This is a genomic window from Streptomyces sp. NPDC056486, from assembly GCF_042795295.1.
Classification (GTDB): Bacteria; Actinomycetota; Actinomycetes; order Streptomycetales; family Streptomycetaceae; genus Streptomyces.
The window spans coordinates 1-14,301 of the sequence record NZ_JBHTSF010000204.1 but is presented as its reverse complement, the minus strand read 5'-3'; the positions used below and the strand labels follow the sequence as shown (position 1 = coordinate 14,301).

The 14,301-nt window shown below is 72.3% G+C and carries 9 protein-coding genes; 8 read left to right on the top strand and 1 reads right to left on the bottom strand.

Annotated features, from left to right (window positions below; genetic code table 11):
* Window positions 1–967 (bottom strand): condensation domain-containing protein (locus tag ACFQ7F_RS41350; RefSeq protein ID WP_383283113.1); only part of this gene is annotated, 967 nt, incomplete at its 3' end.
* A 233-nt stretch (window positions 968–1,200) separates the two neighbouring features.
* Here ACFQ7F_RS41350 and ACFQ7F_RS41345 point away from each other — a divergent pair.
* From ACFQ7F_RS41345 to ACFQ7F_RS41310, 8 genes are all read left to right on the top strand, one after another.
* Window positions 1,201–1,383 (top strand): lysine biosynthesis protein LysW, encoded by a 183-nt coding sequence (locus ACFQ7F_RS41345; protein WP_383283110.1) that lies wholly within the window; start codon window positions 1,201–1,203, stop codon window positions 1,381–1,383.
* 89 nt (window positions 1,384–1,472) lie between these two features.
* Entirely contained in the window at window positions 1,473–2,501 is a 1,029-nt protein-coding gene (argC, locus tag ACFQ7F_RS41340; protein ID WP_383283108.1) for an N-acetyl-gamma-glutamyl-phosphate reductase, read from the top strand.
* A 47-nt stretch (window positions 2,502–2,548) separates the two neighbouring features.
* Window positions 2,549–3,427, top strand: a complete 879-nt coding sequence (locus ACFQ7F_RS41335) for a [LysW]-aminoadipate kinase (protein ID WP_383283105.1) — start codon at window positions 2,549–2,551, stop codon at window positions 3,425–3,427.
* Window positions 3,424–7,536 (top strand): amino acid adenylation domain-containing protein, encoded by a 4,113-nt coding sequence (locus tag ACFQ7F_RS41330; RefSeq protein ID WP_383283102.1) that lies wholly within the window; start codon window positions 3,424–3,426, stop codon window positions 7,534–7,536. The genes ACFQ7F_RS41335 and ACFQ7F_RS41330 overlap by 4 nt, the downstream gene beginning before the upstream one ends.
* Window positions 7,533–8,714 carry an acyl-CoA dehydrogenase family protein gene (locus ACFQ7F_RS41325; RefSeq protein ID WP_383283099.1) on the top strand — a complete coding sequence of 394 codons (1,182 nt, stop codon included), beginning with the start codon at window positions 7,533–7,535 and terminating at the stop codon, window positions 8,712–8,714. Before ACFQ7F_RS41330 ends, ACFQ7F_RS41325 begins: the two co-directional genes overlap by 4 nt.
* 60 nt (window positions 8,715–8,774) lie before the next feature.
* On the top strand, window positions 8,775–9,869 hold the full coding sequence (locus ACFQ7F_RS41320; RefSeq protein WP_383283096.1) for an acyl-CoA dehydrogenase family protein: 1,095 nt from the start codon (window positions 8,775–8,777) through the stop codon (window positions 9,867–9,869).
* Between the two features lie 59 nt (window positions 9,870–9,928).
* Complete coding sequence (locus ACFQ7F_RS41315; protein WP_383283093.1) at window positions 9,929–11,305, top strand: M20/M25/M40 family metallo-hydrolase; 1,377 nt, start codon at window positions 9,929–9,931, stop codon at window positions 11,303–11,305.
* Between the two features lie 61 nt (window positions 11,306–11,366).
* Window positions 11,367–14,301, top strand: a 2,935-nt coding sequence (locus ACFQ7F_RS41310) for an AMP-binding protein (RefSeq protein ID WP_383283090.1), incomplete at its 3' end; no start/stop codon positions are given.

The window sequence follows — 14,301 nt, the reverse complement described above, 5'->3', positions numbered from 1 at the left end:
CCTGCTCGACCAGACCCGCAAAGCTCGGATCGCCGCCGGTGTCCACCCGCAAAGCCAGGGTGTTGACGAAGAACCCCACCACATCATCGAGTTCGCTGCGCCCCCGTCCGGCGACCGGCGTGCCAAGGACCACATCACTCTGCCCGGCCCAGCGCCCGAGCACGGCGGCAAAGGACGCCAGCACCGTCTGGAAGACCGTCGCCCGGCCCGCCTCCGCGACCGACCGCAGCCGCCCGGCCACACCCCCACCCACCACCACAGGAAGGGAGCCGGCCGGGTAGGAGGAGCTCTGCTCGCCGCGCGGGCGGTCCACCGGCAGGTCGAGCGAGGCGGCCCCGGACAGGGTCTGCTTCCAGTGCGCGAGTTCCTCGGTGAGCACCTCGTCGCGGAGTTCCTCGCGCTGCCAGACCGCGAAGTCGCCGTACTGGAGGTCGAGTTCGGGCAGCGGTGACATCTCGGCGCCGCCCGCGAAAGCCCCGTACAAGGCGCCGAGTTCACGCAGTACGATCCCCAGCGACCAGCCGTCCACCACCGCGTGATGCGCCACCAGCGCCAGCACCCACTCACCGGCCGCAAGGCGGCCCACCACCACCCGCACCAGCGGCCCCGCCGCCAGATCGAACGGCTCCTCCACCACCGACGCCAACCACCCCTCCACGCCAGCGACATCCACCGCCGCCACCGCGAGCGGCACCGACGCCGACGCCTCCACGATCTGCTGCAGCCCACCGCCCGCCCACACGAACCGCGTCCGCAACGCCTCATGCCGGGCGATCACCTCACCCACCGCCCGCTCAAGCACCCCCACATCCAGCACACCCGAAACCCGCAGACCCCCCGCCACGTGATACGCCGACCCCGCACCCAGACGATCAAGCAGCCACAACCGCTCCTGACCGAACGACGCGGGAAACAAGAAGGCCTCTTCGTCGTGCTCGGCCCCAGACGTGAACTCGGCCTCAGACATGGCGGTTTCAGCCCTCCGGATATGTGGCTTGCTGGGTTCTGGGTTGCGGGAATGGTTCGAGCCCGCAACCGAGGCTCGCAGCGCGGCGCCGTGCGCGGCAGTCGGGAGGAACCCCTACGCGGCGCGGCCGACGGCTGTAGGGGATTCCCCCGACTGTGCCGGCGGGCCGCGGACAGTGACGCTCGTGGACGGGCCGGGAGACCACCGGCCCTGCCGACACGAGGAGGAACGGGATGACCACCGCTACCGCGGTCAGCACCTGCCCGGAGTGCGAGAACGGCGTTGCCGTGCCGGACGGGGTGCGCCAGAGCGAGATCGTCGAGTGCGGCGACTGCCTGAGCGAACTCGAAGTGATCACCACAGAGCCGCTGTTGCTCGCCCTCGCGCCCGAGGTCGAGGAGGACTGGGGCGAGTAGGACGGCCGCCGCCGGGTCCCCGGACATCCGTCCGGGGAGCCCCCTCATCTCCCCAGCCCCGTCACCACTGTTCGGACCTGGAGGTCCTCGTGATCCGTGCCGGCGTCTACGGCGCGTCAGGCTACATCGGTGGAGAGCTGCTCCGGCTGCTGCTCGGCCACCCCGAAGTGGACATCGTCAGTGCGGTGTCCGGCAGGCTGGCAGGACGCAGGGTGGACACCGTCCACCCCAATCTGCGCGGCTCCACCGACCTGCTCTTCTGCGAGCCGTCGGACGTCGCCGACTGCGACGTGATCTTCACGGCCGTCTCGCCCGCGGTGGCGAGCGACCTGGTGCCCGAAGCGGCCGCGAAGGCGCAGGTCGTCATCGACCTCAGCGGCGGATTCCGGCTGCGCGACCCCGAGTTGCATGCCCGCTACTACGGCGAGCACCCGCGGCCCGAGCTGCTCCAGGAGTTCGTCACCGGCTGGCCGGAGCGCTACCGCAAGGAGCTGGCCACCGCCGACCGGATCGCCATGCCGGGCTGCATGGCCAACGCGGCGACCCTCGCCCTGCACCCGCTGGCCGCCGAAGGCCTGATCGGCCAGGACGTCAGCATCGACGGCCGGGTCGGATCGAGCGGGTCGGGAGTGAGCGCCGACGCGATGAACCTGCACGCCGAACGCAGCGGCGCCATGCGGGTGTTCAAGCCGCAGCGCCACCGCCACGAGGCCGAGGTGGCCCAGGCCACCGGTCTCACCGCACGGATGAGCGCGACCGGCGTCGAGGCGGTGCGCGGCGTGCAGGTGCTCATCCGTGTCACGGCCGCCGACGGCGTCACCCTCGGCGAGCGCGAACTGCGCAAGCTGTACCGCGCCTACTACGCCGACGAGCCGTTCATCCGGATCGTCACGCAGAAACGCGGCCTGTACCGGCTGCCGGAGCCCAAGATCCTCAACGGCTCCAACTACTGCGACATCGGCTTCTCCACCGACCCGGAGGACGGCACCGCGGTGCTCATCGCGGCACTGGACAACCTCGTCAAGGGCGGCGCGGGCAACGCCGTACAGACCATGAACATCCGCTTCGGCCGGCCGGAGACCCTCGGTCTCGGGTTCACCGGCCTGCACCCGGTATAGCCACCGGAGAACAGCCGGTGGGAGCCGGAGAGAAGGGGAGCAGGGCAGTGGCAGACGGACTGACCGTCGTGAAGTGCGGCGGAGCCGCCGGAGTGGACCCGGCCCGGGTGTGTGCCGACGTGGCCGCGCTGGTCAAGTCGGGGGAGCGGGTCGTGCTCGTGCACGGCGGCTCGGCCGAGCTCGAGCAGCTCGCGGCCCGGCTCGGCGTGGAGCAGCGCACCATCACCGCGCGCAGCGGTGTCACATCGCGCTACACCGACGAGGCGACGCTGGAGGTGCTGACGCTGGCCCTGGCAGGGCAGGTCAAGCCCGCTCTGCTCGTCGAGCTGGCCGGGCACGGGATCGCGGCGGTGGGCATGACAGGCCTTGACACCGGCCTGCTCAGGGCCCGCCGCAAGACCGCGATCCGGGCCCGGGTGGACGGCCGTACCGTCCTGGTGCGCGACGACCACAGCGGGCGGATCGCCGAGGTCGAACCGGCGGCCCTGAAGGTGCTGCTCGACGCGGGGATCACCCCGGTCGTCTCGCCTCCGGCGCTCGCCGAGGACGGCAGGCCGGTGAATGTGAACGCGGACCGTGCCGCATCCGCCGTCGCGGTGGCGCTCGGCGCGAGCCGTCTGGTGTTCCTGACCGCGGCGCCGGGCGTGCTCGCCGATCCCCGCGACGAGTCGAGCCGACTGGCGCGCTGCGAACTGCCCGCCGACGGCACTCCGCCGGGTGCCGAGGGCGGGATGGCCGTGAAGCTCATCGCCGCACGCGAGGCGTTGGTCGGCGGGGTGCCCGAGGTGCTGATCGCCGACGGCCGCGCCGAAGGACCGGTGCGCCGCGCGCTCGCGGGTGAGTCCACGGCCGTCGCCCTGGCAGCAGAGGCAGAGGCAGAGGCAGATGTAGAGGCAGTGGTCAACAGTGGGGGAGCGGAACGATGAGTGAGCTCAAGCGGGTGCCCCGCCGGGCGACCCGGGCACCCGGCGGGCGTCCCGGCGGGGCCCGCGAGGCGCTCCAGCGGCTCCAGGAGAGCCGCCGTACCGAGCAGCGCGTCGAGCCCGCCGACCGCGACCGCAGCCTGCCGCTTGCCGCGGCCCAGCAGCGGCTGTGGTTCCTCGACCGGTGGAACCCCGGCTCCGCCGCCTACAACGCGCCGCTCGCGCTGCGTCTGACCGGCCCCGTGGACGAGGCCGTGCTCGGCCGTGCGCTCAGCGGCGTGGTGGCGCGGCACGAGATCCTGCGCACCCGCTACGAGAGCGTGGACGGGCTGCCCCATCAGATCGTCGAGGAGCCGGCGCCGGTACCGCTCGACGTCACCGACCTGCGTGAACTCCCCCCAGACGAGCGGGAGAAGAAGGTCACCGAGCTCATCGCCGACGGCGCGGGTCTGCCCTTCGACCTGACGCGGGGCCCGGTGCTGAGGGCGAGCCTGTTCCGGCTCGCCGACGAGGAGCATGTGCTGCTCCTGGCCATCCACCACATCGCCACCGACGGCTGGTCCACGGCGATCGTCACGCGCGAGGTGATGGCGTACTACGCCGCCGAGGCGGCCGGAGTGCCCGATCCGCTGCCGCCGCTGCCCGTGCAGTTCGCCGACTACGCGGTGTGGCAGCGCCGCAAGCTCGCGGAGTCGTCCTTCGGCGACCGCCTCGCCTACTGGACCGAGCGGCTCGACAACCTGCCGGTGCTCGACTTCCCCACCGACCGCCCACGCCCCAAGGAGCCGACGGGCGCCGGATCGGTGCGCGAGAGCAGACTGCCCGCGAGCCTCCAGCGCGCCATGGTCGAGCTGGCCCGCACCGAGCGCGTCACCGTGCTCACCGTGGCCCTCGCCGCCTTCCAGACTCTGCTCGCCCGCTACACCGCCCAGGACGACATCGTGATCGGCTCGGTCGTCAACGGCCGTACGCAGCCGGAGATCGAGCCACTGGTCGGCTTCTTCGCCAACACCCTGGTCCTTCGCACCGACACCTCGGGCGACCTCACGTTCCGTGAGCTGCTCGCCCGCACCAACGAGACCGTCGTGGGCGGTCTGATGCACCAGGACGTGCCGTTCGGCAAGGTCGTCGACGCGCTGAAGACCGAGCGCGAGGCGGGGCGCAATCCGCTGTTCCAGATCTCGTTCACGCTGCAGAACGCGAGCGCGGACGGCGAGGATCTCGGCGGTCTCCGTATCGAGCAGGTGCCGCTGATCGTCGGCACATCGCGCTTCGACCTGGCCTTCCAGCTCACCGAGGTGCCCGGCGACGGCTACCACGTGTGGATCGAGTACTCCACGGAACTCTTCGACGCCGACCGCATCGACCGGCTCATCGCCCACTACGGCCGCATCCTGGAGGCCGTCGTCGCCGACCCGTCGGCCCATATCGGCCGCGTGGAGCTGCTGTCCGCCGCCGAACACGCCGAGCTCGTCACCGGTGAGAACCGCACCGAGACGGCGTACGACACAGCGGGCCTCGCCCTGCACCAGCTGTTCGAGCGGCAGGCGGATCTGCACCCCGAGCAGCCCGCGGTCCGCTTCCGCGGCAGTGGGCTCACCTACGGTGAACTCGACGCTCGTGCCAATGAGTTGGCGCACCATCTGCGATCGCTCGGGATCGGTCCCGAGAGCCGTGTCGGCATCCTGATGGAGCGCGGCCCCGAACTGCCCGTCACCCAGCTCGCCGTCCTGAAGGCCGGTGGCGCCTACGTACCGCTTGATCCGATACACCCCACCAACCGGCTCGGCTACATGCTGGACCGGGCCGGCTGCTCGCTCGTGGTCACCGAGGGCGCGCTCGCCGACGCCCTGCCCGACGGCCCGGACGGTCCGGTCCGGCTCGACTGGCGGGACCCGGAGTTCCGCGCGGCCCTGGGGCGCGCCCCGAAGGACCGTCCGGACGTCGCGGTGCGTCCGCGCAATCTGGCGTACGTCATCTTCACCTCGGGTTCGACAGGGCGGCCCAAGGGCGTCCTCGTCGAGCACCGCAGCGCCGTCAACTTCACCAGCTCGTCGGTGGAGATGTTCCGCCTCGGCACCGACGACCGGGTGCTCCAGTTCGCGAACCCCGCCTTCGACGTCTCCGTCTTCGAGATCTACAGCGCCTTCGCCTCCGGGGCCACCCTGGTCATGGCGCCGCGCGGCACCCTCCTGGACCCGGCGTCCCTGACCGCGCTGCTGCGCGACGAGCGGATCACCACCGCGGACATCCCACCGTCCCTGCTCGCCGTCCTCGACCCCGAGCAACTCCCGCTGTTCCGCAAGTTGTTCGTCGGTCTCGAACCCTTCCCCGGCGACCTCGTCGACCGCTGGCGCGACGGCGGCCGCAGGGACTTCCACAACGGGTACGGCCCGACCGAGACCACGGTCGCCTCCGTGGACCACCTGTGCGGCGCCCAGCTCGGCTCCGCGAGCCCGCCCATCGGCCGCCCGCTCGCCAACCAGTACGCCTATGTGCTCGACCCGTTCGGGCAGCCCGCTCCGCGCGGAGTGGCCGGCGAGCTGTGGATCGGCGGGCTCGGCCTGAGCCGGGGCTACGCGGGCTCGCCCGGCGCGACCGCCGAGCGTTTCCTGCCCGACCCGTTCGCCGCGCCCGGCAGCCGCATGTACCGCACCGGCGACTTGGCGCTGCGCCGCGGCGACGGTGACCTGGAGTTCTTCGGCCGCGCGGACACCCAGGTCAAGATCCGCGGGCTGCGCATCGAACCCAGCGAGATCGAGCAGGTGCTCTCCCGGCACGCCGAGGTACGGCAGGCGGCGGTGGTGGTGCTCGACGGCGATGGCGGTCCGCGACTCGTCGCCTACGTGGTGCCCGAGGGCGATTCCCGTCCTCAGCCCGCAGCGCTCCGCGCCCACCTCGCCGATGACCTGCCTCCGTACATGCTGCCCGCCGCGTTCGTGACCCTGGACGCGCTGCCGCTCACCCCGAACGGCAAGCTCGACCGGACCGCGCTGCCCGCCCCCGAGGAACGCGCCCGCAAGGACCGCGAGGCCCCGGCCACCGCCACCGAGCGTGCGCTCGCCGGGATCTGGGCCGGTCTGCTGCCCGGCAAGGACTTCGCCCGCGACGACAACTTCTTCATGGTGGGCGGCAATTCGCTCCAGGCCACCCAGCTCCTCGCCCGTATCGAGGAGACCCTGGGTGCCGAGGTCCAGCTGCGGCAGCTGTTCACCCACGCGACGGTCGAGCAACTGGCCGCCCTGATCGACACCGCCCGTCCCGCTGCGGTTGATCCTGACACCGCTCCCGTGGTGCTCGCACCCGGCGGTGCGCGGCCCGTCTTCTACTGCGTCCACCCGAGCGGCGGCTCCGTCGCCCCCTACGTCCCGCTGGCCGCCTCGCTCCACCCGGAGCAGCCGCTGCACGCGCTTGAGGCGCCCCGCACCCTCGACGGGAGCGACCCGGTCGCCGCCCTCGCCGCCGCGCACGCCGCCACGATCAGGGCCGCACAGCCCGAAGGCCCGTACCACCTGGGCGGCTGGTCCACGGGCGGCGCCGTCGCCTTCGAGACCGCACGCCGACTGCGCGCCGACGGCGCAGAGGTCGCCGGGGTCACCCTGATCGACACCGATGTGCCGCCCGAGCTCGCCGAACCGCCGAGCACCGCGTTCGCCATCGGTCTGTACGCCGTCGACCTCGCCGGGCTGCGCGGCCTCGGCGCCGATGCCATGCCCGCCCTGGACGACATCGAGGCTCTCGACCATGAGGAGCAGATCGCCGTGGCCGTACGCAGGATCACCGCATCCCCGCTCGCTCCCGACGCCGACGAGGCCCAACTCGCCGACCGCATGGCGACGTTCGTGGCGACCGTGCGCGGCGGAGCCGTCTGGCGGCCTCAGACCGTCGACGTACCGCTGACCCTGCTCACCTCCGAGGCGCCCGGAGCCGAGGAGCGGGCCCGCTACTGGGCGGCGCGCACCACCGGCGGCTTCGCCCACCACGAGGCGCCCGGCGATCACTACGCCATGATGGCGCCGCCGCACGTGGGCACGGTCGCCGACTTGATCCAGGAAGTCCTTGACCGCGCGGGCAGCACCGCACGCCCCGCCCGCCGGGAGGTGCGCGCATGAACAGCACCCGCCCCGACCCGCTGGACACCTGGCTCACCCCGGAGCAGCTCGCCTTCCGCCGCGACGTACGGGACTTCTTCGCCGAGGGGCAGGTCCGCAAGTCCATCGACGCCCTCCAGGACCACGCCCCGCGTGAGGAGAGCGGACTGCTCGACGTCTACCGGCAGCTCGGCGAGCGCGGCTGGCTCGCGGCGGCCTGGCCCGAACAGTACGGCGGCCTCGGCCTCGGTCCCGTAGAGGCGGGGATCGTCCTGGAGGAGATGGTCCTGCACGGGGTACCCGAGGACCAGCACGTCCTCAGCATCGACACCGTGGGCCAGTTCCTCCTGGAGGTCGGCACGCCCGAGCAGCGCGCCCGGCATCTGCCGCGCCTCGCCCGGGGCGAGGAGATCGCCACCGTCCTGTTCACCGAACCGCACTGCGGTTCCGACCTCGCGGCGCTGCGCACCGCCGCGGTGCCGGACGGCGACGGCTGGCGTCTTTCCGGACGGAAGATCTTCAACCAGAAGTCGCAGTTCGCCGAGTGGGCGCTGTGCGCGGCCCGCACCGGCGAGGGCCCCGTGAAGTACCACGGCATCACCCTGTTCCTGCTCCCGCTCCGCTCGCCCGGCGTGGTGATCAGCCCGGTGTGGAGCATGGGCGACGAACGGTTCAACGAGATCGTCGTCGAGGACGTCAGGCTCACCGCCGAACACGTCGTGGGCCGGGTCGACGAGGGCTGGCAGCCCATCAACGACATGCTCCTCCTGGAGCGCACCGGCATGGACTTCCAGGCCAAACTGCGGCGCTGGCTCGACGCGGTCGTCGCGGACGCGCGCCGCTCGGGGCGGATCACCGACCCGGCCTACGCGCAGCGCCTTGCCGAGCTCGACGCCAAGCTCACGGCGGGCCGCGCGCTCGCCTGGAACATGGTGCGCGCCCGCCTCGCCGGTACGCCCGACCCGGTGGCGTCGGCCGCCTCCAAGTGGTTCGTCACCCAGCAGTCCGACGCGGTGGTCAGGCTCGGCGCCGACGTCATGGGCCTGGACGGCCTGCTGACCACCTGGGACGGCGAGGCTCCCGACCTCGGCCGCCTGGAGGCGGTGTACCGGCAGAGCCCGGCGCACACCCTCGCGTCCGGCACCTCCGAGGTGATGCTCCAGATCATCGCCGCCCAGGGCCTCGAACTCTTCTCCTGACGTCCGCCGCACGCACACCCGTGGGCGAGTCCCACCGTTCTGACCTGAGAGGACCCACCCATGACGTCCGTAGCGGCCCCGGCCCTGCCCGCCGACCTCGCGGAACTCCTCGGCGGTGAACTGGCCCCCACCGTACGGCGGATGGGGGAACGCCCGATCGGCGGCGGCCCGGTCGCCGACGAGCAGGCCCGGGCCCGCGCCGCCGTGTGGGAGACCCTCACCGAAACGGGCGTGCTCGACACGGCCGCCGACGGCACCGAAAGCCGCGAACACCTGCTGCAACTGGGCGAGTTGATGGGCCGATCGCTGTACCGGGGCCCCTACCAGGACACGGCAGCCACCGCCGAACTGATCAACGTGCTCGGGGCGCGGGAGCTGTGCGCCGACCTCCTGGACGCGCTGGCCGACGGCGCCGCAGCCGTCGCCCTCGCACCGCGCGCCGAAGGCACCGACGATCCGGCGGAGCCCGCTCCGCTCACGCTCGGCGACGGTCCCGACGGGCCCTGGATCTCCGGGCGCCGACGCTTCGTGCCCTTCGCGGACGCCGTCGACTGGCTGCTCGTCGTGGGCACCGTGCCGCAGGGCACGGCGCTCGCGCTGGTACGGGCCGACGACCCCGGCGTCACCCTGCGCCGCCAGGACGACATCAGCCGCGGCGATCTGCACACCGTCACCCTGGAACGCGTCCCGCTGTTCGGCGGCCGGCTGGTGGGCAACCCGTCCGACGCCACGGCAGCCTGGGCGCGCGTCCTGCGGTCACTGCGCGTGCGGCAGGCCGCGGCCCTCGTCGGCCAGGCGCAGGGCGCGCTCGCGCTCGGCGTCGAACGCGCCAAGAGCCGGGTGCAGTTCGACCAGCCGCTCGCCCGCCACCAGAGCCTCGCGTTCACGCTCTCCGCGCTCGCGGCCCGCGTCATCGCCGTACGCGCCCTCGTCGAGCAGGCGGCCCGCACCGACGACGAACTCACCGTCCTGCAGGCCCTCGCGCTCGCCGGTGAACTCGCCCGCGACGCCGCCGCCCAGAGCCTGCACATCCACGGCGCCCACGGCATGAGCGAGGACGCCGACATCCAGCTCTACTTCCGCCGCGCGGCACTCGACGCACTGCTGTGGGGCAGCCCCGCCCAGCTGTGGGCGCGGGCCGCCACCCTCCTGTGAGCCCACACCTCTCCCTCCCGGTATGTCCCCCAGCTCGTCCCCATCGAAAGGACCGGCCCATGTCCGCACGGACCGCCGCCGCAGGCCCCGCCGTAGACCCGATCCCGATCCTGCGCGACCTGATCCGTTTCCGCAGCGTCAATCCGCCCGGCGACGAGCGCCGCTGCGCCGAGTACATCGCGGAGCTGCTCGCCGATGCGGGCATCGAGTCGCTGATGCTCGGACCCGACCCCGAGCGGCCCAACCTCGTCGCCCGCATCCCCGGCCGGGGCGAGGCACCCCCGCTGCTGCTGCACGGGCACTCCGACGTGGTGCCCACCGACGGGCAGGAGTGGACGCACCCGCCGTTCGACGCGCTGCTCATCGACGGCGAGGTCTGGGGGCGCGGCGCCATCGACATGAAGGGCGGCCTCGCCATGATGCTGTCCGCGCTGCTCACCCTGCACGCCCGCGGCGAGGCGCCGGCGGGCGACGTGCTGCTCGCGGTCGTCTCCGACGAGGAGAACGGCAGCCGGGTCGGCGCGGGCTGGCTCGCCACCCACCACCCCGAGCTGTTCGAGGGCATCCCGTACTGCATCGGCGAGGACGGTGGCGCCGTGCTCACCGTCGATCCCGCCCGGCGCTTCCACCCCGTGGGCGTCGCCGAGAAGCGGGCCTGCTGGCTGCGGCTCACCCTGCGCGGGCGCGGCGGCCACGCCTCACGGCAGGGCTGGCCGAACCTGGCCGTGCACCAGCTCACCGACGTCCTGACCGCACTGCGCGACGGCCGCCTGCCGGTGCACATCACGCCCGCGCTCGACCGGATGCTCCAGGAGCTCGGCACGGCCGTGGGCAGCGAACTCGCGGCGGAGATGGTGGCGTTGCGCAAGGGCGAGCGCACCACCGTGCCGTACGAGCTGATGGACACGGCGGACGCCGTCTACCTGGACTCCACGATCCGGCACACCGTGAACGCGACGATCATCCGCACCCCCGAGAAGATCAACATGATTCCGGCGGAGATCACCGTCGACCTCGACGGCCGCATCCTGCCCGGCGACTTCACCGTCGAGGACTACATCGCGGAACTGCGCGCCCTGGTCAACGCGTACAGCGCGAGTGGCACCCTCGGCGACGAGTTGGAGATCGAGCTGCTGCTCGAAGGATCGCGCAACCCGAAGAACGAGCCCGAACTCGGCGCGTTCTACGAGCGGTTGACGGACATCCTGCGCGCCGCCGACCCGGAGGGCCTGCCGATCCCGATGATCACCCCGGCCTCCACGGACGCCAGGCTCTTCGCCAACCTCGGCATGGACTGCTACGGCTGGCTCCCCATGCTCCTGCCGGCCGGATCCCGCTACCAGGAGAACATGCACGACGCCGACGAGCGGGTCCCCGCCGACGCCGTCCGCTTCGGGGCCGACTGCCTCTACGAGCTGCTGCTCGACCACCCCTGAGCACCCTCACCCGCTTGACGCCGCCCGGCCCGCCCACCCGTCCGCACACCGGAGGAAACCCATGTCGTTCCGTCCCGCCGACCTCGTAGAGATGCTGCGTGCCCGTGCCGCCGCCACGCCCGAGGCCACCGCGTACATCCTGCTCGAGGAAGACGGCTCGGAGCGCCGGCTCACCTACGGCGAGCTCGACGTCCGGGCCCGGGCCACCGCGGCCGCCATGCAGCAGTCGGGCGCCGCCGGAGGCCGGGCGCTGCTGCTCTACCCGCCGGGCGAGGAGTACATCGTCGGCTTCTTCGGCTGCCTGTACTCCGGCACCGCCGCCGTGCCCGTCTACCCCCCGTCCGGCAAGCGCGGCCTCGATCGGCTCATGGACATCGTGACCGACGCCGAGGCCACCGTCGCGCTCACCGACGACTCCACCCTCCAGCTCGTCACCTCCATGGGCGACGCGCTCGGTGACCTCGGCAAGCTCGCCTGGACCGCCACCGACACCGTGGCCCGCGACGCCGCGCCGTCATGGACCGAGGTCGCGCCCGGGGCCGACGCCCTCGCCTTCCTCCAGTACACCTCCGGCTCCACAGGATCGCCCAAGGGCGTCATGCTGCGGCACGGCAACCTGATCGAGAACTCCCGCACGATCGCCCACGCCAACCGCTCCACCACGGACAGCGTCGGCGTCAGCTGGCTGCCGCCCTACCACGACATGGGCCTCATCGGCGGCATCCTCCAGCCCCTCTACAGCGGCTTCCCCTGCGTCCTGATAGCGCCCATGACGTTCCTGCGCCGCCCCTTCCGCTGGCTCGACGCGATCAGCCGGCACGGCGGCACGATGAGCGCAGCACCAGACTTCGCGTACGCCGAGTGCGTGCGCCGCGTCACCGAGGAGGAGCTCGCCGGGCTCGACCTGAGCAGCTGGGAACACGCCATGGTCGGCGCCGAGCCGGTACGCCGCCGCACCCTCGACGACTTCGCCCGCGTCTTCGGCACGACGGGCTTCCGACGTTCCTCCTTCCACCCCTGCTACGGACTCGCCGAAGCCACCCTGTTCGTCACCGGCGGCAAGCCCCGCACCGAACCCCTCGCAGTGACCCTCACGGACGACGGCCCTCAGCCGCTCGCCGATGACGGCCAGTCGGGCACCACCCTCATCGGCTGCGGCGACATCCAGGGCGAGGACCGCATCCTGGTCGTCGACACCGAAACGCTGCTCCCGGCCGCCGACGACGCCGTCGGCGAGGTCTGGGTCACCGGCGGTTCCGTCGCCCAGGGCTATTGGCGCCGCCCCGAACTCACCGAGTACACCTTCGCCGCCGAACTCGCCGAACCCGACGGCCGCAGCTATCTGCGCACCGGCGACCTAGCCTTCCGTCACCAGGGCGAACTGTTCATCACCGGCCGCATCAAGGACCTGATCGTGGTCCGTGGCCGCAACCACTACCCGCAGGACATCGAGTACACGGCCGAGCTCAGCCACGAACTCCTGGTCCCCAACCGGGCCGCCGCCTTCGGCCTCGACGACGGCACCGACGAGCGCGTCGTGCTGCTGCACGAGGTGAGCCGCGCGTTCCGCGACGAGGACGCCGACGCGGTGCTCGCCGCGATCCGTACCGCCGTCACCGTCGAGCACGGACTCGCCCTGCACGACATCGTGCTGGTGCGGATGGGCGCCCTGCCGCGCACCTCCAGCGGCAAGATCCGCCGCGGCGAGAGCCGCGAGCGCTACAGCGCCGGTACGTTCGTCGCGCTGGCGAGCTGCGGCGGCGCCACCGCTCTGGCCGCCGAGGACAGCGCGGCCGAACTGCTCGCCGCCGACCCGGCGGCCACCGCCGTACTGGCCCACGTCGGTGAGGTCCTTGACCTCACCCCCGACCGTGTCTCCGCCACCCTGCCCCTGGTCGCCCAGGGCCTGGACTCGCTGCGCGCCGTCCGGCTCCGCGCACTCCTGGAGACGGGCCACGGCGCGGACGTTCCGCTCGCGGTGCTGCTCGGTGACACGACGGTGGCCCAACTGGCGGCTGCGGTGGCCGAGTCGAAGGGTGGCGCGCAGCTTGCGCCCATTGCTCGCAGGGACGTCGGTGCTCCAGTTGCCGCTTCGTTCGGTCAGGAGCGGTTGTGGCTGCTTGATCGTCTGGGTGCGGGGTCGGCGTATCACGTGGCGGGGGGTCTGCGGGTTTCGGGTGTGCTGGATGTGGGGGTGCTTGAGCGGGCGGTGGGTGAGGTGATCGCCCGGCATGAGGCGTTGCGGACGCGGTTCGTGTGGGCGGGCGGTGGGCTGCAGCAGATCGTGGAGGCGTCGGCGTCGGTGCCGCTCGCGGTGGCGGCGGTGGATGTCGCTGGCGTGGAGGGGTGGTTGGCGTCGGTGGTGGAGGAGCCGTTCGATCTGGCGGCAGGGCCGCTGGTGCGGGTGGTGGTGGGGCGGCTTGCGGCCGGTGAGTGGGTGCTGGCGCTGGTGGCGCATCACGCGGTGGTGGACGGCTGGTCGCTGGGGATCGTGCTGCGTGAACTCGGCGCCTTGTACGGGGCTTTCACGGCCGGTGTTGAGGTGTCTCCATTGCCTGAACTTCCGCTTCAGTACGGCGACTTCGCGGCATGGCAGCGTGCGACGGTCGCAGGGGAGGCCCTGGAGTCAGGTCTCGCCCATTGGGAGTCGGTCCTCGACGGCGCGAACCCCCTGGAGCTCCCGACCAGTTCACCCCGGGGCGACAGTCGTGCCTCGTACGACCTCGGAGTGCTTCCTGTGGTGGTGGGTGGGGGTGTGGCCGGGCGGCTGCGGTCGGTCGCGGAGGCGGGCCGGGCCACGGTCTTCCAGACCGTCCTGGCGTCCTTTGCCGCCGTGCTCGGGCGCTGGGCCGGACAGAGCGACGTGGTGCTGGGTACCCCGGTCGCCGGTCGGGGGCGTGCCGAACTCGATGATGTGGTGGGGTTCTTCGTCAACACCCTGGCTTTGCGGGTGGACACCGGCGGCGATCCGAGCTTTGCGGGTCTGGTCGAGCAGG

Coding starts and splice junctions, on each gene's coding strand:
- ACFQ7F_RS41345 (WP_383283110.1), top strand. CDS start 1,201: ATGACCACCGCTACCGCGGTCAGCACCTGCCCGGAGTGCGAGAACGGC.
- ACFQ7F_RS41330 (WP_383283102.1), top strand. CDS start 3,424: ATGAGTGAGCTCAAGCGGGTGCCCCGCCGGGCGACCCGGGCACCCGGC.
- ACFQ7F_RS41325 (WP_383283099.1), top strand. CDS start 7,533: ATGAACAGCACCCGCCCCGACCCGCTGGACACCTGGCTCACCCCGGAG.
- ACFQ7F_RS41320 (WP_383283096.1), top strand. CDS start 8,775: ATGACGTCCGTAGCGGCCCCGGCCCTGCCCGCCGACCTCGCGGAACTC.
- ACFQ7F_RS41315 (WP_383283093.1), top strand. CDS start 9,929: ATGTCCGCACGGACCGCCGCCGCAGGCCCCGCCGTAGACCCGATCCCG.